General features: G+C 61.5%; 19 protein-coding genes. 11 read left to right on the plus strand and 8 right to left on the minus strand.

Features of this window, described 5'->3' with window-relative positions; translation table 11 throughout:
- Positions 1 to 954 (plus strand): adenosine deaminase, encoded by a 954-nt coding sequence (locus AB4P94_RS02740; protein ID WP_395609295.1) that lies wholly within the window; start codon positions 1 to 3, stop codon positions 952 to 954.
- 128 nt (positions 955 to 1082) lie between these two features.
- Here AB4P94_RS02740 and AB4P94_RS02745 read toward each other — a convergent pair whose 3' ends face one another.
- From AB4P94_RS02745 to AB4P94_RS02755, 3 genes are all read right to left on the minus strand, one after another.
- Complete coding sequence (locus AB4P94_RS02745; RefSeq protein WP_395609296.1) at positions 1083 to 2453, minus strand: MFS transporter; 1371 nt, start codon at positions 2451 to 2453, stop codon at positions 1083 to 1085.
- Between the two features lie 104 nt (positions 2454 to 2557).
- Positions 2558 to 3253, minus strand: a complete 696-nt coding sequence (locus tag AB4P94_RS02750; protein WP_395609297.1) for an ArsR/SmtB family transcription factor — start codon at positions 3251 to 3253, stop codon at positions 2558 to 2560.
- 133 nt (positions 3254 to 3386) lie between these two features.
- The gene (locus AB4P94_RS02755) at positions 3387 to 4316 is read right to left on the minus strand and encodes a LysR family transcriptional regulator (RefSeq protein ID WP_395609298.1); all 930 of its coding nucleotides are present in this window, start codon (positions 4314 to 4316) and stop codon (positions 3387 to 3389) included.
- A gap of 117 nt (positions 4317 to 4433) precedes the next feature.
- Here AB4P94_RS02755 and AB4P94_RS02760 point away from each other — a divergent pair, with 117 nt between their 5' ends.
- From AB4P94_RS02760 to AB4P94_RS02770, 3 genes are all read left to right on the plus strand, one after another.
- Complete coding sequence (locus tag AB4P94_RS02760) at positions 4434 to 4727, plus strand: putative quinol monooxygenase (RefSeq protein WP_395609299.1); 294 nt, start codon at positions 4434 to 4436, stop codon at positions 4725 to 4727.
- Positions 4728 to 4752: 25 nt separating this feature from the next.
- Positions 4753 to 5766, plus strand: a complete 1014-nt coding sequence (locus tag AB4P94_RS02765) for a zinc-binding alcohol dehydrogenase family protein (RefSeq protein ID WP_395609300.1) — start codon at positions 4753 to 4755, stop codon at positions 5764 to 5766.
- 302 nt (positions 5767 to 6068) lie between these two features.
- On the plus strand, positions 6069 to 6251 hold the full coding sequence (locus tag AB4P94_RS02770) for a hypothetical protein (protein WP_395609301.1): 183 nt from the start codon (positions 6069 to 6071) through the stop codon (positions 6249 to 6251).
- A 9-nt stretch (positions 6252 to 6260) separates the two neighbouring features.
- Here AB4P94_RS02770 and AB4P94_RS02775 read toward each other — a convergent pair whose 3' ends face one another.
- Positions 6261 to 7454: a Bcr/CflA family multidrug efflux MFS transporter gene (locus AB4P94_RS02775; RefSeq protein WP_395609302.1), complete on the minus strand. Its 1194-nt coding sequence runs from the start codon at positions 7452 to 7454 to the stop codon at positions 6261 to 6263.
- 87 nt (positions 7455 to 7541) lie between these two features.
- Positions 7542 to 7739: a heavy-metal-associated domain-containing protein gene (locus AB4P94_RS02780; RefSeq protein ID WP_395609303.1), complete on the minus strand. Its 198-nt coding sequence runs from the start codon at positions 7737 to 7739 to the stop codon at positions 7542 to 7544.
- Between the two features lie 164 nt (positions 7740 to 7903).
- Between AB4P94_RS02780 and AB4P94_RS02785 the strand changes: the two genes are divergently transcribed.
- The 3 genes from AB4P94_RS02785 (at position 7904) to cueR (ending at position 10953) form a co-directional block, all read left to right on the plus strand.
- Positions 7904 to 8287, plus strand: a complete 384-nt coding sequence (locus AB4P94_RS02785) for a hypothetical protein (RefSeq protein ID WP_395609304.1) — start codon at positions 7904 to 7906, stop codon at positions 8285 to 8287.
- A gap of 66 nt (positions 8288 to 8353) precedes the next feature.
- On the plus strand, positions 8354 to 10555 hold the full coding sequence (locus AB4P94_RS02790; protein WP_395609305.1) for a heavy metal translocating P-type ATPase: 2202 nt from the start codon (positions 8354 to 8356) through the stop codon (positions 10553 to 10555).
- Entirely contained in the window at positions 10552 to 10953 is a 402-nt protein-coding gene (gene cueR, locus AB4P94_RS02795; protein WP_395609306.1) for a Cu(I)-responsive transcriptional regulator, read from the plus strand. Before AB4P94_RS02790 ends, cueR begins: the two co-directional genes overlap by 4 nt.
- 160 nt (positions 10954 to 11113) lie before the next feature.
- Here the strand turns inward: cueR and AB4P94_RS02800 are convergent, their stop codons facing one another.
- Both AB4P94_RS02800 and AB4P94_RS02805 read right to left on the minus strand, forming a co-directional pair.
- Positions 11114 to 12013, minus strand: coding sequence for a PA4780 family RIO1-like protein kinase (locus AB4P94_RS02800; RefSeq protein ID WP_017735277.1), 900 nt, complete (start codon positions 12011 to 12013; stop codon positions 11114 to 11116).
- A 124-nt stretch (positions 12014 to 12137) separates the two neighbouring features.
- On the minus strand, positions 12138 to 13415 hold the full coding sequence (locus AB4P94_RS02805) for an acetyl-CoA C-acetyltransferase (RefSeq protein ID WP_395609307.1): 1278 nt from the start codon (positions 13413 to 13415) through the stop codon (positions 12138 to 12140).
- Positions 13416 to 13528: 113 nt separating this feature from the next.
- Between AB4P94_RS02805 and AB4P94_RS02810 the strand changes: the two genes are divergently transcribed.
- The 4 genes from AB4P94_RS02810 (at position 13529) to AB4P94_RS02825 (ending at position 19613) form a co-directional block, all read left to right on the plus strand.
- Complete coding sequence (locus AB4P94_RS02810) at positions 13529 to 14872, plus strand: 3-oxoacyl-ACP reductase (RefSeq protein ID WP_395609308.1); 1344 nt, start codon at positions 13529 to 13531, stop codon at positions 14870 to 14872.
- 2 nt (positions 14873 to 14874) lie between these two features.
- Complete coding sequence (locus AB4P94_RS02815) at positions 14875 to 15723, plus strand: MaoC family dehydratase (RefSeq protein WP_395609309.1); 849 nt, start codon at positions 14875 to 14877, stop codon at positions 15721 to 15723.
- Between the two features lie 300 nt (positions 15724 to 16023).
- A complete protein-coding gene (locus AB4P94_RS02820; protein WP_395609310.1) occupies positions 16024 to 17745 on the plus strand; it encodes a collagen-like triple helix repeat-containing protein in 1722 nt (573 codons plus the stop codon).
- A gap of 185 nt (positions 17746 to 17930) precedes the next feature.
- Entirely contained in the window at positions 17931 to 19613 is a 1683-nt protein-coding gene (locus tag AB4P94_RS02825) for a ShlB/FhaC/HecB family hemolysin secretion/activation protein (RefSeq protein WP_395609311.1), read from the plus strand.
- Positions 19614 to 19753: 140 nt separating this feature from the next.
- On the opposite strand, the gene AB4P94_RS02830 is transcribed toward AB4P94_RS02825, so the two are convergent.
- The gene (locus tag AB4P94_RS02830) at positions 19754 to 20161 is read right to left on the minus strand and encodes a response regulator (protein WP_395609312.1); all 408 of its coding nucleotides are present in this window, start codon (positions 20159 to 20161) and stop codon (positions 19754 to 19756) included.
- Positions 20162 to 20174 lie beyond the last annotated feature (13 nt).

Raw genomic sequence — 20174 nt, forward strand, 5'->3', positions numbered from 1 at the left:
ATGTACGATTGGCTCAACGCCCTGCCCAAGGCTGAATTGCACCTGCACCTGGAAGGCTCGCTGGAGCCTGAGTTGCTGTTCGCCCTGGCCGAGCGCAACAAGATTGCGCTGCCGTGGAACGACGTCGAAACCCTGCGCAAGGCCTACGCCTTCAACAACCTGCAAGAGTTTCTCGACCTGTATTACAAGGGCGCCGACGTGCTGCGCACCTCCCAGGATTTCTACGACCTGACCTGGGCGTATCTGCTGCGCTGCAAAGAACAGAATGTGATCCACACCGAACCCTTCTTCGACCCGCAAACCCACACCGACCGTGGCATTCCGTTCGAAGTGGTGCTCAACGGCATCGCCGCTGCACTCAAAGATGGCGAGCAGCAACTGGGCATCACCAGCGGTTTGATCTTGAGCTTCCTGCGCCATTTGAGCGAAGACGAAGCACAGAAAACCCTCGACCAGGCGCTGCCGTTCCGCGACGCGTTTGTGGCCGTGGGCCTGGACAGTTCGGAAATGGGCCACCCGCCGAGCAAGTTCCAGCGCGTGTTCGACCGTGCCCGTCACGAAGGCTTCCTCACCGTGGCCCACGCCGGCGAAGAAGGCCCGCCGGAATACATCTGGGAAGCCATCGACCTGCTGAAAATCCAGCGCATCGACCACGGCGTGCGCGCCATCGAGGATGAGCGTTTGATGCAGCGCATCATCGACGAACAAATCCCGCTGACCGTGTGCCCGCTGTCCAACACCAAGCTGTGCGTGTTCGACGACATGGCCCAGCACAACATCCTCGACATGCTGGAGCGCGGCGTGAAGGTGACGGTAAACTCGGATGACCCGGCGTACTTCGGCGGTTACGTGACCGAGAACTTCCACGCGCTGCACACTGCATTGGGCATGACCCAGGACCAAGCCAAACGCCTGGCGCAGAACAGCCTGGATGCGCGGCTCGTAAAGCCATAACTGGCTGAATGAATACGGTCTAAATGTGGGAGCTGGCTTGCCTGCGATAGCATCACCTCGGTGCAACTGAAAACCGAGGTGATGCTATCGCAGGCAAGCCAGCTCCCACACTGGTTTTGTATGGGTCGTTAAATTTCGGTCAGTTCTTCCAGAGTCTTGCCCTTCGTCTCCATCCCGAACACCCACACCACCAGCGCCGCCACCGCAAAACACAGCGCGCCCAAGGCAAACACCCCGCCCTGCCCGGTCACCGGAAACACCAACCCGGTCACCAAAGGCCCCAGCAACGACCCGACCCGGCCAATCGCCGATGCAAACCCGGAACCGGTCGCCCGCGCCGAGGTGGGATACAACTCCGGCGTGTAGGTATACAGCACGGCCCACATGCCAAACAGAAAGAACTGCATCAACAAGCCCGAGGTGATCAACAGCCCCACGTTGCCGCCAAACACCGCACTCTGCCCATACAGAAACGCCATCACCCCGCCGCCGAGCAAGGTCACGACGCACACGGGTTTGCGGCCCCAGCGCTCCACCAGCCACGCGGCCATCAAGAAACCGGGAATCCCGCCCAGGGAGATGATCACCGTGTAATACACCGACTGCGTCACGGCAAAACCCGACTGTTGCAACAGCGCACTCAACCACGAGGTCAGCCCGTAAAAGCCGAGCAACGCAAAGAACCACACGCTCCAGATCATCATCGTGCGTTGGCGGTATTGCGCTGACCACAGTTGATGAAATGCCGAGAAAAAATTCCCCGGCGCACTCTCCACCCTTGGCAAACGGATCGGCTCCGGCAAGTCGGCACGCCCCAATGAGTCGCGGACTTTTTGTTCAATGCCCAACAACACCTTGTCTGCCACCTCATGCCGTCCGGCCTGCTCCAGCCAGCGCGGCGACTCCGGGATAAAAAAGCGGATGGCCAGGACAAACACTGCCGGCACCGCCAACACCAGAAAGATGTCGCGCCAGCCAATCACCGGCAACAGGAAGTACGACAGCACCCCCGCCGCCACAAAACCCAGCGGCCAGAAACCGTCCATCAAGGCGATATAGCGCCCGCGCCCCTTGGCCGGAATCAGCTCCGAAAGCATCGACTGCGCAATGGGAAACTCCATGCCCATGCCAATGCCCAGCAGGATGCGAAACAGCGTCAACGTCTCCACGGTCTGCGCCGTGGAGCACAGGTAGCTGGCGACGCCCCATAACACAATGCTCCACTGAAACACCGGCTTGCGCCCAAAGCGGTCCGCCAGCATTCCCGACAATGACGCGCCGACCACCATGCCGAAAAAACTCGAACTGGCAAGCAACCCGGCCTGAGCCGTGCTCAGGCCAAACTCGGTTTTGATCGAGCCCAACAGGAAGGTCATCATCGCCAGGTCCATGGAGTCGAAGAAAAACGCCAGGGCGATGATGATGAAGATGATCCGGTGGTAACCGCTGATGGGTAACCGTTCCAGCCGTTCCGCCGCGCTATAGCCTGCCATACCCATGCCGCACCCCCTGTGTGAAAAACCCCAAGGCGAGTGTGCGGCATCGTTTTTCCCTGCTGTTGCTGGATACGACCTGACTGAAACTGTGAACGACGCAACGCTGGCTAAGGCTCAACGTGTGCGGCCAGCCGGCTGATTTCCGAGAGGCCGAGTTCCGTGACCAACAGTGCCCGAGACTCGTTGATCACGTTGATCCAGCCCGACTGTAAAAACAGTTGCATCAGCCCCGCCCCCAATGCTCCGCCGAGGTGCGGTTGCTGCTGGCTCCAGTCAAAACAGTCACACACCAGCGGTGACGCCAGCGCCTGGGTGAAAATGCCCAACCTCGCAAGCTGCCGCGCACCACTGAGCGTGATGTCTGTACGTTGCTCACCGCGTTCAAGCCAGCCGCCCCCCACCATTCTTTGATACAACGCAGCGGCCAGCTCACCGCCCAGGTGGCCATGGCACAACCGGGCGTGACGCAGCGGCGGCGGGGCCACCAGCGCGGGCGGCAAGACATCCGGCGAACAACGCACGGCGCTGGCCACAGTGGTCACCGCCAACGCGTCAATCGCGGCACTCACGTCCGTCGCCGCCACACGAAACAAGCGCTGGCCACGCCGCGCCTCGGTGCGCAGCAAACCGCTGCCGATCAGCCGCGCCAAGTGCGCATTGGCCGATGCTGAAGACAGGCCGGCCACCCTCGCCAGCTCCTCCGATGACTTTGCCGAACCGTCCATCAAGGCCCAGAGCATGGCGGTGCGCTTGGGCTCGGCAAGCAAGCTGGCGATCTGACTGATGCAAGGTGCTTCTTCCATAGGTTCACTCCCTGTTGATCATTTGTCTGCAGCGGTTTGCGCCAAAGTATAGGGGCGCAAACCGCCGGTTCCGCGCGGTCTGACAGCGCGAATAGGGACAGGATCTGAGTGAAATTTCCGGCTTTTGTGGAGGCTATTGCGGCGTGTTCAATCGCTCCGGCCAGAGCGCGGTCAACGTCGCACAGCGAGACACGAGCATTTCGCGCAGCAGGTTAATCGGTTTGCTCAATTGCGCACGGTGGGCGCACAGCAGATTGAGCGGCGTACGCTCGCCACGCAGCTCCGGCAGGACCACGCGCAATCGCCCCGCCAGCACATCGGAACTCACATCCAGCCAGGACTTGTAGGCAATACCCACACCTGCCACCGCCCAACGGCGCACCACATCGGCGTCATCACTGAAACGGTCGCCGGTCACCGTCAGGCTGACCTCACGCTTGCCGTCGTGAAAACTCCAATGGTCGTGCACCCGGCTGCCGAGCATGTACAGCAAGCAATTGTACTGGGCCAGTTGTTCGAGGTGGCGGGGCTCGCCATGCCGTGCGAGGTAGCCAGGGGCGGCACATAACACGCGCAGGTTGTCCGGGGCGATGGGCAGCGCGATCAGGCTGGAATCCTCGGGCTCGCCATAACGCAGGGCAATGTCCACCGGCTGGCGGAACAGGTCGGCAATCCGGTCGCCCAGCAGCAGGCGTACGCTCAGTTGCGGGTGCTCACGCTGGAACTCATCCAGCCACGGCAACAGTTGGTTGCGGCCAAAATCCGAGGGCGCCGAGAGCTGCAATACGCCACTGACATGGTCCTGGCCGCTGGCCAATAGCCGCCGCCCTTCATCCAGCGAACCCAACGCGGCACGGGCGTATTCCAGAAAGCCTTCGCCTTCGGCGGTCAAACGCAGGCTGCGAGTGGATCGCGCCAGCAAGCGCGTGCCCAATTGCTGTTCGATGCGCTTGAGCGCCGCGCTGGCCACGGCGGGCGATAAGTCCATCACCCGTGCAGCCGCCGACAAACTGCCCAGGTCCGCCGCGCGCACAAACAGCTGTAAATCGTCAAAACGCAGCACTTTGAACACCCATTATCAAAATTTCGTTGAAACAGACCTCTGTTTTAGCCGCTTTTATCTTCACGGGAAATAGCCAATCATCTGGTCATCCCGTTCATCACGTGTCAGGAGTTGAATATGTCCACCGCCTTTAACGTCATCGCCACGCTGATCGCCAAACCTGGCCAACACGCCACCCTGGAAACCCTGCTGCGCGGCCTGCTGGAACCCACCCGCCTCGAAGCCGGTTGCGAGCAATACGACCTGCACCAGGACCTGCAACACCCCGAAACCTTCTACATGCTCGAGCGCTGGAGCGACGACGCGGCCTTGGCCGACCACGACGAGAGCGCGCATATCCAGAGCTTTCGCGCCAAAGCCGCTGATGTACTTGAACACTTCGAACTCAAGCGCCTGAAATTTCTCGCTTGATCACTGCCCTTTTTCCGGAGTTACCATGAAAGCCATTGCCTACTACGCTTCCTTGCCGATCAACGATCCAAAAGCCCTGCAAGACATCGAACTGCCAGCGCCGGTCGCCGGCCCGCGCGACCTGCTGGTGGAAGTCAAAGCCATCTCGGTCAACCCGGTGGACACCAAGGTGCGCCAGAACGTCGCCCCGGAAAACGGCGCCGCCAAGGTGCTGGGCTGGGACGTGGCCGGTGTGGTCAAGGCGGTCGGCAGCGACGTGACGTTGTTCAAGGCCGGTGACAAGGTGTTCTACGCCGGTTCCCTGGTTCGCCCGGGCGGCAACAGCGAACTGCACACCGTGGACGAACGCATCGTCGGCCACATGCCGAAAAGCCTGGGGTTCGCCGAAGCCGCCGCGCTGCCACTGACCGCAATCACCGCCTGGGAGCTGCTGTTCGAGCGCCTGCAAGTGCGTGAAGGCAAAAAAGATGAAGGCCAGAGCCTGCTGATCGTCGGCGCCGCCGGTGGCGTGGGTTCGATCCTGACCCAACTGGCCAGCCAGCTCACCGCGCTGAAAGTCATCGGCACCGCCTCGCGCCCTGAGACCCAGGAATGGGCCAAGGCCTTGGGCGCCGACCTGGTGATCGACCACAGCCAGCCATTGAGCGAAGCACTGAAAGCTGCCGGCCACGCCCAAGTGACCCACGTCGCCAGCCTGACCCAGACCGACCATCACCTGGACCAACTGGTCGAAGCCCTGCAGCCTCAAGGCAAATTGGCGCTGATCGACGACCCGAAGACGCTGGACGTCAGCAAACTCAAGCGCAAGAGCCTGTCGCTGCACTGGGAGTTCATGTACACCCGCTCGATGTTCGAGACCCCGGACATGATCGAGCAGCACAACCTGCTCAACCGCGTGGCAGAACTGATCGACGCGGGCACGCTGAAAACCACGGTGGGCGAGCACTTTGGTGTGATCAACGCCGAGAACCTGCGTCGCGCTCACGCCCTGCTGGAAAGCGGCAAGGCCAAGGGCAAGATCGTGCTGGAAGGGTTCTAACAGACCTGGATCCGGCAAACTCCCTCCTGTGGCGAGGGAGCTTGCTCCCGCTGGGCTGCGTAGCGGCCCCAATAAAAAACACCGCGTTCTGCCAGGCAGACCGCGGTGTTTGGTTTTAGGGCTGCTGCGCAGCCCAACGCGGGGCAAGCCCGCTCACCACAACAGCCCCGCTCGCCACAGAGAGTGCTTTTCTGGCTATCGGGTGCCATTAGTCCGAGAGTTGATCTTTGTCATATTTGTGAGCGTATTCGGGTTTATATTGGCCGCCTTTGCCACGATTCTTTTACGTGAGGAAGTCAGCAATGAAGATCCTGATAAAAGCGTTAGCAAAATCCCCAGGCCACAAATGGCAGGTCAGCCTCGACGGTGATGCCTTCACCTTTCGCAATGAAGCCGAAGCCCGCGCCTTCGCCGACACCCTGCAAGCGCGCATCCAGGCGCCGCACCGCTTTCCTCTCAGCCAGCAACGTTCCGCCGCCGGCTGATCCGCTTTTTCAGACCTGCGCTTGCGCGGCCCTTGCCCGTTGCAGGCGCTGGGTCGACACCGCCACCGTCACCGCCAATACACCGCACAAGCTGATGACCATGGCCATCGGCATCGCCGTGCCGTCGTGCAACACACCGACCAACGAAGCAGCCCCCGCCGCCACACCGAACTGAATGCAGCCGAGCAACGCCGACGCGCTACCGGCGCGCGCGCCCTGCCCGGCCATGGCGCAGGCCGAAGTGTTGGGCAAAATGCAGCCCAGGCTGGCGATGCAGATAAACAGCGGCACCAGCAATGGCCACAGCGCGTCAGTGCGCAGCGCCGTAATGCCCAGTAACGCCAAAGCCGCCGCCACATAAACCCATACCGTGCGCGCCAACAAGAACGCCGGCCCACGCTTGGACAGTAACCGCGCATTGAGCTGCGCCACCAGGATGAAACCCGCGGCATTGGAGCCGAACAGCCAGCCGTAATGCTCCGGCGCCACGCCATAGAGTTTGATGAAAACGAACGGTGAACCGGCGATGTAGGCAAACATCCCGGCAATCGAGATACCGCCGGTCAGGGCGTAACCGAGATAGACCCGGTCCGACAACAGGCTGCCATACCGGCGCAGTGACCCGGACAGCGGTTGGCGGGGCTTGTCGGCAGGAAAGGTTTCCGGCAGCCCGACAGCCACGGCAATGGCGGCCATCACGCTGAATATCGACAACGCCAGGAAAATCGACTGCCAGCCCCACACCCCGACCATCACCCCACCCGCCAACGGCGCAAGAATCGGCGCCAGCCCGGTCACCAGCATCAGTTGTGAATACACCTTGGCCGAGCCCACGGCATCACATTTGTCGCTGACCACCGCGCGGGAAATCACCATGCCCGCGCAACCGCCGAGGGCCTGCACGAAACGCGCGCCGATCAGCCATTCCAGCGACGGCGCATATGCGCAGGCGAAGGACGCCAGGGTAAATAGGGTGACGCCACTGAGCAGCGGGCCGCGCCGACCGAAACGGTCCGCCAGCGGGCCATAGATCAACTGGCCGATGGCCAGGCCTGCGAAGTAGACGGCCAGGGTCAGTTGGACATGTTTTTCGTCGGTGGCAAACGCCGCAGCAATGGCCGGAAAGCCCGGCAGGTAAAAGTCGATCGCCAACGGCGCGAAGGCGCTCAAGGCGCCCAGGATCAGGATTATGCGGAGGTTCATCAGACACCCAAGTGAGTCGGCAGCCCGACAGTCTAGCCGCGCTTGGGTGCCATGAACATTACGATAGCTCGCTAACTATCGGAAATTTCACGCGAGCTTGACGCTGTAGCCTTCTTCGCTGATCAAACTGATGACCTGATCGGCAGACAAGCGGCTTTCCACGCCCACCTCCTTCGCCGCCAAGTCGACCTTCACACTGGCCGCCGGGTCCTGGCTCTGCACCGCCTGGGTCACCGCGCGAACACAATGGCCGCAGGTCATTCCTTCAACGCTGAATACTTGCATGGGATGGCTCCTTCAATAAAAGTTGTGTAGTAGCGGGGTTAAAGCGAGTGTCGACCTTGCCATCATGGCAAGGTCAAGTTCTGAAAATATCGGCCGGGCTGGTATTCGGCGGCCGCCTCGGCCAAGCTTCGTCCATCTTGTATGTGAACCACGGAGCATTCGCCATGCGCTGGTCGTTTTTTGGCCTTGTCGGCCTGATGAGCTTGTCTGCCGCTGTACCTCTGGCCAACGCAGCTGAAGACTATGCAGTGCTGATCATCTCGCGCGAGCGCCTGGAAGTGCCGACCACCTGCGAGATCGGCGTGTACCTGAATGACCAGTTGGCAGACCGGGTCTTCCAGGAACAGTCGGTCTCATTCAACCTGCCACCCGGAGACGTGTCGGTGCGCCTCAAACTGCTGCCGGGTCAAGCCCCTGGCTGCCAACCGGGAATGCTCGCGCCACCCGCCCAGAACATCAAGTTGAGGGCAAGCAGTGTGAACAAGTTTCGAATCGCCCTCGGGCAAGACGGTATCTACCTGAAGCCGGCCGCGTTGGGGTACCCGTAAAGCCGCTTGACCTTCCCCACAGGTCAAGGTTGATCCTAGGGGCAACTTCTTCTGGAGGACTGCCCCATGAATGGATCCACCACTTTTGACCTGCCCATCAGCGGCATGACTTGCGCCAGCTGTGCCGGCCGCGTCGAGCGTGCGCTGGGCAAAGTGCCGGGGGTGCAAACCGTCAGCGTCAACCTGGCCAACGAGCGCGCCCATGTCGAAGTGCTGGGCCAGATGGACCCCGGCGTGCTGATCGCCGCCGTCGACAAAGCCGGTTACACCGCCACCTTGCCGCAAAGCGAAACCGCCACCGCCGCCAACCAGACCGAGCGCCTTCACCGCGAGCGCTGGGCGTTGCTGCTGGCAATCGCCTTGGCTTTGCCGTTGGTGCTACCGATGCTGGTGGAACCCTTCGGTCTGCACTGGATGCTCCCGGCCTGGGTGCAGTTCGCCCTGGCCACGCCCGTGCAGTTTATCTTTGGCGCGCGTTTCTATATCGCCGCGTGGAAAGCCGTGCGCGCCGGCGCCGGCAACATGGACTTGCTGGTCGCCATCGGCACCAGCGCCGGCTACGGCCTGAGTATCTATGAATGGCTCACCGCGCCAGCGGGCAGCATGCCTCACCTGTATTTCGAAGCGTCTGCGGTGGTGATCGCGCTGGTGCTGCTCGGCAAATACCTGGAAAGCCGCGCCAAACGCCAGACCGCCAGCGCCATCCGCGCGCTTGAAGCGCTGCGCCCGGAGCGTGCCATTCGGGTGGTTGAAGGCCGCGAAGAAGATGTCGCCATCACCGCGTTGAAGCTCAACGATCTTGTGCTGGTCAAACCCGGCGAGCGCTTCCCGGTGGACGGCGAAGTGGTGGACGGCCAGAGCCATGCCGACGAAGCCCTGATCAGCGGCGAAAGCCTGCCAGTGCCCAAACAACCCGGCGACAAGGTCACCGGCGGCGCGATCAATGGCGAAGGCCGTTTGCTGGTGCGCACCCAGGCCCTCGGCGCCGAAAGCGTACTGGCGCGGATCATCCGCCTGGTAGAAGACGCCCAGGCCGCCAAGGCGCCGATCCAGAAACTGGTGGATAAGGTCAGCCAAGTGTTCGTGCCGGCGGTGCTCGTGCTGGCATTGATCACACTGGTGGGCTGGTGGTTGTATGGCGCACCGTTGGAAACTGCGATTATCAACGCCGTCGCCGTGCTGGTGATAGCCTGCCCCTGTGCATTGGGGCTGGCCACACCGACCGCAATCATGGCCGGCACCGGCGTCGCCGCGCGCTACGGCATTCTGATCAAGGACGCCGAAGCCCTGGAACGCGCCCATCAAGTGAGTGCGGTAGTGTTCGACAAGACCGGCACCCTCACCTCTGGCGCGCCAAAAATTGCGCACTTGGCGGCGGTGGACGGCAACGAAGCCCTGCTGCTGCAACAAGCCGGCGCGTTGCAACGTGGCAGCGAACACCCGCTGGCCAAAGCCGTGCTCGATGCGTGCAGCGAACGCGGGTTGCTCGTCGCGGATGTGAGCGCCAGCCAATCCCTGACCGGGCGCGGCATTGCGGGCACACTCGACGGTCGGCAACTGGCCCTGGGCAATCGGCGGATGCTGGAAGAAAGCGGTTTGAACGCAGGCGACCTCGCAAGCCCGGCCAAAAACTGGGAAGCCGAAGGCCGCACATTGTCCTGGCTGATCGAACAGGGCGCGCAGCCCCGCGTGCTGGGGTTGTTCGCCTTTGGCGACACGCTCAAGCCCGGCGCATTAAAAGCCGTGGAGAAACTCAAGGCACAGTACATCAGCAGCCATCTGCTGACCGGCGACAATCGCGGCAGCGCCCGAGTGGTCGCCGAGGCTTTGGGCATCGAGGATGTGCACGCAGAAGTACTTCCCGCCGATAAGGCCGCCACGGTGGCCGCGCTTAAAAAAACCGGCGTGGTGGCCATGGTCGGCGACGGCATCAACGACGCCCCGGCGCTGGCCGCAGCGGATATCGGCATCGCCATGGGTGGCGGTACCGATGTGGCGATGCACGCAGCCGGCATCACCCTGATGCGCGGCGACCCACGCCTGGTGCCGGCAGCGCTGGAAATCAGCCGCAAGACTTATGCAAAAATCCGCCAGAATCTGTTCTGGGCCTTTGTGTATAACCTGATCGGCATTCCGTTGGCGGCCTTCGGCTTGCTCAACCCGGTGCTGGCGGGCGCGGCGATGGCGCTGTCCAGCGTCAGCGTGGTGAGCAATGCCTTATTGCTGAAAACCTGGAAACCCGAGGATTTGGAGGATCAACGCCCATGAACATCGGCCAAGCCGCCCGCCAGAGCGGGCTGAGCGCCAAGATGATTCGCTATTACGAATCCATCGGCTTGCTGAAAGCCGCGCACCGCACCGACAGCGGCTACCGCGTGTATGGCAGCGATGACTTGCACACGCTGGCGTTTATCAAACGTTCGCGGGACCTGGGGTTTTCACTGGAGGAAGTCGGCAAGCTGCTGACTTTGTGGCAGGACCGGCAACGGGCCAGTGCCGACGTGAAAGCCCTGGCGCGCCAACATATCGATGAGCTGAACCAGAAGATTCTGGAACTGGGGCAATTGCGCGATACGTTGCAAGACCTGGTGGAGCATTGCCAGGGCGATCACCGGCCGGACTGCCCGATTCTCAAGGAATTGGCTGCCGGCAGCTGCTGCGCCTGAACAGACCCATTGTGTGAACTTGACATCTGTGGCGAGGGAGCTTGCTCCCGCTGGGCTGCGCAGCGGCCCCAAAAATCTTGGGAGCGCTTCGCACTCCAGCGGGAGCAAGCTCCCTCGCCACAACAAGCCCCACATTGTCAGAGCTCCGCTTGCCAGGAGGTTACTGCATCCACGGCGGTGGCGGTGGCTCGTCCGGTACTTTGCTCTGTGGCGCATCATCCGCCGCCCGAATCGCCTGACGACGCTCTTCGTCCAGCCGCGCCGCTTCGATCTCGCGAATCACGCCGCCCACGTCCGCCAGTTCTTCCGGCTCGTCAAACTCCCCGGTCAATACGCTGGCCGGGTGCAAGGTGCCGGCTTCGTACAGCGCCCACATTTCCTTGGCGTACTTGGTCTTCTTCAACTCCGGGGCGAAGCGCCCGAAGTAGGAAGCCATGTTGCCCACGTCGCGCTCCAGCATGCTGAACGCGTGGTTGTTGCCCGCCGCATCCACCGCCTGTGGCAGGTCGATGATCACCGGGCCCGTCGGGGTCAGCAGTACGTTGAACTCGGACAGGTCACCGTGTACCAGGCCGGTGCACAGCATCAGCACGATCTGGGAAATCAGGAAGGCGTGGTATTCGCGCGCCTGATCCGGCTCCAGCACCACGTCGTTCAGACGCGGCGCCGCATCGCCGTACTCGTCGGCCACCAGTTCCATCAACAGCACGCCTTCCAGGAAGTCGAACGGCTGAGGCACGCGAACACCTGCACCGGCCAGGCGGAACAAAGCCGCCACTTCGGCGTTCTGCCAGGCATCTTCGGTTTCTTTCTTGCCGAACTTGGAGCCCTTGGCCATGGCACGGGCCTGGCGGCTGTTACGGACCTTACGGCCTTCCTGGTACTCGGACGCCTGACGAAAACTTCGTTTATTTGCCTCCTTGTAAACCTTGGCGCAACGCAATTCATTGCCGCAGCGCACCACATAAACAGCTGCTTCTTTACCACTCATGAGTGGGCGCAGCACTTCGTCGACCAGACCGTCTTCGATCAGGGGTTCAATGCGTTTAGGAGTCTTCATCAGCTTTTATTGTGGGTCCTGTATTACCAAACACGCGTGTGGCACTCGTTATACGGCAATCAGCCCGCCGGTGGGAGAGGCTGCCGACCGTTGATCACTTCAGAATGCATCCAATATGCCAGTTTCACCGTTCAATGATCGCTGTAACACCCTGCCCACCCGCTGCGCAGATCGAAATCAGCCCTCGGCCCTTGCCCGCCGCATCCAGCAATTTAGCCAGGTTGGCGACGATGCGCCCGCCCGTGGCAGCAAACGGGTGCCCCGCCGCCAGCGAGCTGCCTTTGACATTCAACCGGCTGCGGTCGATTGAGCCCAGCGGCGCATCCAGCCCCAGGCGCGTCTTGCAGTACTCGGCGTCTTCCCAGGCCTTGAGCGTACACAACACTTGGGCGGCGAAGGCTTCGTGAATTTCGTAATAATCAAAATCCTGCAGGGTCAGGCCATTTCTGGCCAACAAACGTGGCACGGCATACACCGGGGCCATTAACAGGCCTTCGGCACCGTTGACGAAATCTACAGCCGCCGCTTCGCCGTCACGCAAATAAGCCAGAATCGGCAAGCCGCGCTCTTCTGCCCACGCTTCACTGCCCAGCAACACCAGGGATGCACCATCGGTGAGCGGGGTGGAGTTGCCGGCGGTCAGCGTGCCCTTTTCGCTGCGCTCGAACACCGGCTTGAGGCTGGCGAGCTTTTCCAGGGTCAGGTCGGGGCGCAGGTTGTTGTCGCGGGTCAGGCCGAGGAACGGCGTGAGCAAATCGTTGTGCCAGCCTTCGGCGTAGGACGCGGCCATTTTCTGATGGCTTTCCAGGGCGAGCTGGTCTTGCTCGGCACGGGGAATCTGCCAGGTTTGCGCCATCAGCTCGCAATGCTCGCCCATGGACAAACCGGTGCGCGGCTCGCCATTGCGCGGCAGCTCGGGTTTGAGGTGACGGGGACGAAGTTGTAACAAGGCTTTTAATTTATCAGCCATGGATTTGCTGCGGTTGGCCTGCAGCAGGATTGTGCGCAGCCCTTCATTAACACCGATCGGCGCGTCGGACGTGGTGTCCACGCCGCCGGCAATCGCGCATTCAATCTGGCCCAACGCAATCTTGTTGGCCACCAGCAATGCCGTCTCAAGCCCGGTGCCACAGGCTTGCTGGATATCGTAGGCCGGGGTTTGCGGCGACAGGCGCGAGCCCAGCACGCATTCGCGGGTGAGGTTGAAGTCGCGCGAGTGCTTGAGCACCGCGCCGGCGGCCACTTCGCCCAGGCGCAGGCCGTGCAGGTTGTAGCGTTCGATCAGGCCCTCCAGGGCTGCGGTCAGCATGGCCTGGTTGCTCGCCGTGGCATAAGGGCCATTGGAGCGGGCGAAAGGAATGCGGTTACCGCCAATGATCGCTACACGGCGCAATTGAGTCATGGAAAGCTCCCTGTCAGATGTGGGCTGGATCTCTTAGCCTAGCCTAGGCTGATCGAACGACTACCGCCCCGGGGTGGTCAACCCTTTGAACCCCAGCCTTCGGAGAGCGTTCCATGTCTGACCGTTATATCGACTTCGCCAACTCAAGCCTCGGCCATCGCCTGGTCGCCGCCATTGGCCTGCCGTCACCGGTACGCCTGGAACGCTGGCAAGCCGGGCGCCTGCGCCCGGTCGAAGGTGCACTGTTGCTCGGCGGTGGCACGCTGACTGCCAAGGTGCAGGCTTTTGCCCACAAACTCACCGACGCGACCTACAGCTACGGCGCCGAAAATTCGACATGGATTCCCGGCCACGGCCCCAAGCTCAAGGCGGTGGTGTTCGACGCCAGTGAGTTGCAGCACACCGACCAGCTCAAGCAACTGCGCGAGTTCTTTCAGCCACTGCTGAAAAACCTGGACAACAGCGCGCACCTTGTGATTCTCGGCCGCGCACCGGAAAGCCTCAGCGACCCGTTTGCCGCCAGTGCGCAACGTGCCCTGGAAGGTTTCAGCCGCTCCCTCGCCAAAGAATTGCGCAATGGCGGCGTGCTGCAACTGCTGTACGTCGGCGACGGCGCTGAAGATCAGCTGGAAGGGGCGCTGCGGTTTTTCCTGTCACCCAAAAGCGCCTATATCTCGGGCCAGGTTATTCGCCTTGAAGCCTGCGCGACGCCCGTCGAGGATTGGACGCGGCCCCTTGCCGGGCGCAAGGCACTGGTCACCGGGGCGGCCCGCGGCATCGGTGCGTCCATCGCCGAAACCCTCGCCCGTGATGGCGCCGAGGTCATCCTGCTCGATGTGCCTCAGGCCAAGGCCGACCTCGAAGCGCTTGCCGCGCGCCTGGGTGCCCGCACCGTGGTGCTGGATATCTGCGCCGAAGACGCCGCCACGCAGTTGGTCGAACAACTGCCGGGCGGGCTCGACATTCTGGTGCACAACGCCGGTATCACCCGCGACAAAACGTTAGCCAACATGACCCCGGAATATTGGGATGCGGTGCTGGCGGTCAACCTCAATGCGCCGCAAGTGCTGACCAAAGCCCTGCTCGACAGCGGCACCCTGCACGACAACGCCCGCGTGGTGTTGCTGGCCTCCATCAGCGGCATCGCGGGCAACCGTGGGCAAACCAACTATGCCGCGAGCAAAGCGGGCTTGATCGGACTGGCTCAGGCCTGGGCGCCGCTGTTGAAAGCGCGTGGCATCAGCATTAACGCCGTGGCCCCAGGCTTTATCGAAACCCAGATGACCGCGCATATTCCGTTCGCCTTGCGTGAAGCCGGGCGACGCATGAGCTCACTCGGCCAAGGCGGCCTGCCGCAAGACGTCGCTGAAGCAGTGGCGTGGCTTGGGCAACCCGGCACCGGTGCCGTCAGCGGCCAGGCGCTGCGTGTGTGTGGGCAAAGCCTGCTGGGAGCGTAAGCATGGATTGGCAAACGTTGGGCAGTACGCCGTTTTTACCGCCGCTGTATTGGCGTGCGGCGCTCAAACGCAAGATCACCGGTAACACCCTTCCCGACCAGGGATTACGTTGCCGAGTGAGCGTTAACCCCAAGGCCGTGGCGGCCTATCGGAAGGTCTGCGGGTTTGCCGACAGCCCTATCCTGCCGGCGACCTATCCGCACATCCTGGCGTTCGGCCTGCAAATGCAGTTGCTGACCGCAAAAAACTTCCCGTTCCCGCTGCTCGGGTTGATTCACCTGAGCAACCGTATTCGCCTCCATCGGCCCATGGGCGCGGTCAGTGACCTGACGGTGGCGGTGCACGCACAAAACCTCAAGCCCCACGCCAAGGGTGCGACCTTTGATGTGGTGACCACCGTCGAGGATTCTCTCGGCCTGCTGTGGGAAGCCGAGAGCCGCATGCTCTGCCGGGGCGTGAAGCTCGAAGGCGAACCGGTGGATGCGGCCATGCCCAGCCCTACCCAAGTCAGCGAGCTGACCCGCTGGAAGGCTCCCGCCGATATCGGCCGTCGCTACGCCCGGGTGTCCGGCGACTACAACCCGATCCACCTGAGCGCGGTGACCGCCAGGTTATTCGGCTTTCCCCAGGCCATCGCCCATGGTTTGTGGAACAAGGCGCATACCTTGGCGGCGTTGAGCGAACATCTGCCTGCCGCCAATCTCGAGATCAGCGTCGAATTCAAAAAGCCGGTGCGCCTGCCCAGTGAGGTCAATTTATTAACCAGCGCCCCCGGTTCCAGTGGCGAGTTACTGTTGACGGGGTCAGGAAACATTGAGCACATGGTAGGCAAGTGGCAACCCATTGCCTGAAAAACACTGATTAATTGTATATATACACCCTAAGTTATAGCGGGCTTTAGTTAGCCCGCTATCTAGTTCAACCCATTGATTTTTATGCCAAGTTTATTTTTGCACATCCACTCCCCCTACCCTTGGTATTAGTCCTTAAGAACTGATAAACCTTCAGTATATAAATCGTTAATACAAAGTTGAGCATTGTGAGAAAGAGTGCGCGGGTCTGTTATAGCCAAACGGACAAACGTATCGCTATCCCAAGAAATAGCGAGTGTTTGAAACAACGTAGGTTGTACAGGTGCAAGGAACTCACTCATGAAAACTCAAATCGTATTGTTTAAAGCAAGTACCGCACTGGCCCTCGTCATGGCAATGAGCCTAGCTGGCTGCAGTAGCGGTGGTGGCGGTCATCACAGTAGCGTCGCCGCATCGTCTCCCGATGCGGCAGCAGGCAGCGGGTCTGGGTCTGGTGGTACGGGCGGCGGAACAGATGGCAGTGGTGGTGGTACGGCAGGCACAGGCGGGACCGGTGGTACGGACGGCGGTACTGGCGGCACGGCAGGCACAGGCGGAACCGGCGGCACGGGCGGCACGGGCGGTGGTACGGGCGGCACGGCAGGCACTGGAGGAACCGGCGGCACAGGCGGTGGCACTGGCGGAACCGGTGGCACTGGCGGTGGCACTGGCGGCACTGGCGGAACAGGCGGCACCACAACACCGTTGGTGACCGCTCAAGTTGCAGGCGACCTGGGCTCCACTCTGAGTGGCGTTGGAACTGCCATAGGTGGCATCGGCACAACGGTCGGCGGCGTGCCTGTGGTAGGCACTACGGCTGGCGGCCTGGTAAGCAGCGCAGGCACGGCCGTTACCAGTATCGGCAATGGCGTGAGCAGTGGAGTCGGCGCCCTGGGCACCAACCCCAATGCTCTGGGTACCACTGTCGCCGGGGTGGGTACCGGGGTGGCCAATCTGGGTACAGGTGTTTCCACAACCGGCCAGAACGTGACGACGCTGCTGGGCGCTGTCCCAGTGGTAGGCACCACAGTAGCGCCTCTGGCGGGCAACCTCGTAGGCACTGTCGGCAATACCGTCACCATGATTGGCAACACACTGAGCACCGAAAGTACCAGTGGGCCGTTGGGTAGCCTTACAAGCACTGTCGGGAGCAAAGTCCTGGTACCCGTGATCTCGCTGGTTGAAGGGACAACCGGAAAAGTCGGTACAACTACCGGCCTGGGCACCCCATTGAATGGCGTACTCGATAAAGTCGGTAGCACTGTGACCAGCCTCGGCGGCCAGGTAGCCGGTGCCGGTGGCGGCAACCCTGTCACAGCAGCAGTCGGTGGTGTACTCGCCGGCGTGGGCAATGTGGCGGGTACCGCAGGCGGCTACGTTGCGCCAACCGGGGCAGCCAGTGGCAGTGGCGGGCTCGGTGGTGCTCTTTCGGGAAGCCCCGTTGCAGGCCTGCCTGAAACCGTCGGTGGTGCGATCGCCAACGTGGGTATTGGCCTGACCGCTGGCAATACCACTAACGTAGTGGGCACTGTCGGCATGACGGTCGCTTCGGTCGGCGCCACTGTCGCCTCCGTAGGTGCATTGACTGGCGGTACAGGCCTGGCCAACACCGCTAACACTTCGCCTATCGCGGGATTGACCACCAATGTCGGCGCAGCCCTGAATCCGGTGACGTCACCCGTGGCGGGCCTGACTCAGTCCATTGGCGCCACCACCGGCCTGGGTGCCCCAGTGACCGGTGTGTTGAAGAGCGTAGGTGAAACCGTCGCGTCCGTAGGCGGCACTGTCAACGGAGCCAGCCCTAACCCTGTGGTCGGCGCTGTCGCCAACGTTCTTGCAACAGTAGGTGGTACCGTCCATTCCGGCGGGACCTTGGTCACTGGCGGTACTGGCGCTACCGGCGGCACCGGCCTGGGCGGTTTGCTCGGAGGTGTAACGGGTGGTGCAACAACTGGCGGTACAAGTGCAACGCCAACAACTGGTCTGGGCGGGCTGCTCGGTGGCTTGGGCGCAAAAAAATAGAATTGCACCTGGCCGATTAGACGGCCTCCCCTACAGCGCCTACGCTTGGTTGAGACGAGAGACCCTTATAAGTCTCTCGTCTTTTTTATGGGCTGGCTTTTATCAAAAAGGCTTGGTCCTCCCGAACCGAGTCCCAGAACCCGGCGGGCCCGAAACGCTGCTGCAGTTTGACCATGGAGTGTCCTATGCGCGTGTTGACGCCGTTGTTATTGCTAACCCTCAGTGCTTGCGTTCAGGCCGAGACCCTTCCCAGTTTCCTCAACAGCAACGACACCATTCGCACCCTGCCGGTGCCCAACCTTCCGGCCGACGCCTACCGCCCCGTCACGCCACAAACCCAGGTACCGGAAGCCTCGCCCACCCAGAACCAACCCTTGTTGATGGACACCAAAGTCACCATCCGCAAGCTGCAGATCGAGGGCGGAACGGTCTACCCGCTGGACGAGACGGCCAAAGCCTTTGCGCCCTTGATTGGCCATGAGACCAACCTCGCGCAATTGATTGAAGCCACCCGCAACGTCACCCGACGCTACCAGGATGACGGCTATCTGTTGTCCTACGCGTTCCTGCCGCAACAGACCTTCGAAAACGGTCTGGTGCGCGTGGTACTGGTGGAGGGTTACATCAAGGACTATCAACAGAGCGGCGACATCGGCTCGGTCTCCGCCTACGTCGACAAACTGGCGAACAAAATGCTCGGCGAACGCCCGCTCACGCGCAAGACGTTCGAGCGCTATACCACGCTGATGAGTCGCATCCCGGGCTTGACCCTGCAGGCGCAAGTACCACCTCCGGGCACCACCGACGGCGCCACGCACATGGTCATCCAGGCGAGCCGCAAACCGTTCACCACAAGCATGAGCCTGGTCGACGAAAACCGTGGCGGCCTGCAAGCCTTGCTCACCGCTACCAGCAACTCGCAGACGTCGATGGGTGAGCAAATCAACGTCAGCGGCCTGTTCCCGCCCGGCGACGACAAAGAGCATTACTACCGTGTGGGCTACAGCCAGTTCATCAACGCCGAGGGCACCCAGTTGGCCGTCGGCGCCGAACGTTATCGTGCCGACCCCAGAAGCAACATCCAGCTGGACGGCGGCTTCGAGCTCAAGCCGCATCAGTCGATCGATCGCTACACCATTGGCTTTACCCATCCTTTGATTGCGTCACCCAATGAGTCGCTGACCCTGGGCACGCGCCTGTATGCGGTGGACCAGACCACGCGCTATCAAGTGGTTGGCTACCAGCCACGGTTCGACATCGAAACCGATCTGCGCGCCTTCGCGTTCGAGGGCGACTGGCGCAAATCTGATGCCCGCCAATTACGCATCCTCAGTGCCGGTCTCTACCAAGGCATCAATGGCTTGGGCGCCAGAACCCACAGCGACCTGGGCACCGCAGAACCTGACTTGGACTTCTTCCGCCTGCGCCTCTCCGGTGTGCAAAGCGACAAGTTCTTTGATAACTGGCAAGGCGTGCTGTCGGGCGCGTTCTACTGGAGCGACAACACCCTGCCTGACAGTGAGCGCGCCACATTTGGCGGGCAGAACTTCGGGCGGGGCTACCCGGATGACCAGGGCTCGGGGGACAAGGGCTGGGGCGTGGCATATGAGGTCAACTACAGCTTCAACCGTGCCGGCAACTGGGTGAAAGTCGTGCAGCCTTACGTGGTGCTCGATCGTGCCAAAACCTGGTTCAACGAACTGCCGGTCAAGGGTAATGACATGTCATCTGCGGCCGTGGGCCTGCGCTTTGGCGACAACAAGTACTACAACATCGCACTGGAGGCCGCCAAGCCGATGTCGGACATTGCCCTGGACAGTTTTAACCGGCGGCCGCGGTATACGCTGAGTTTCAGTTACCAGCTGTAAACACGTCAGAAATCGAATGTGGGAGCGGGCTTGCCCGCGATAGCTGGCTGACAGTCAACACAGATGTTGTCTGCCCTACCGCTATCGCAGGCAAGCCAGCTCCCACATTTGGACCCTGTGCTTGATCTGGCTTATGTGTATTACAAAGGGGTTTTGCGCAGGGGAAACAGGCTGTTGAGGGTGTCGATCAGCCGCACCAGATAGATGGGTTTTCGAAACAGATCCAGCACCTGCAAGCGCAGCATGTCACTCACATCGTCCATCTCGGCATGCCCCGACATCACGATCACCGGCAAGTGTTGGCGGTCGGTATGTTCGCGCAGGCGTTTGATCAATGAGATACCACTCTCCTCGGGCATGCGCAGGTCAGTGATGACCAGGGCGATGTCGGGGTTGAGGGTGAGTTCCTGCAACGCAAAGGTTACGGAGGAAGCGGTAAAACAAACGAAGCCCTCGTTCTCCAGCGATTCCGCCAGTTCAACGAGGGCATCTTCTTCGTCGTCCACCAACAGGATTTGTTGGCGAAAAGGTGCAGCTGCAGCATTCATGGGTACTACCTGG

Origin of the sequence: Pseudomonas sp. B22129 (genome assembly GCF_044218875.1) — a bacterium.
GTDB lineage: Bacteria > Pseudomonadota > Gammaproteobacteria > Pseudomonadales > Pseudomonadaceae > Aquipseudomonas.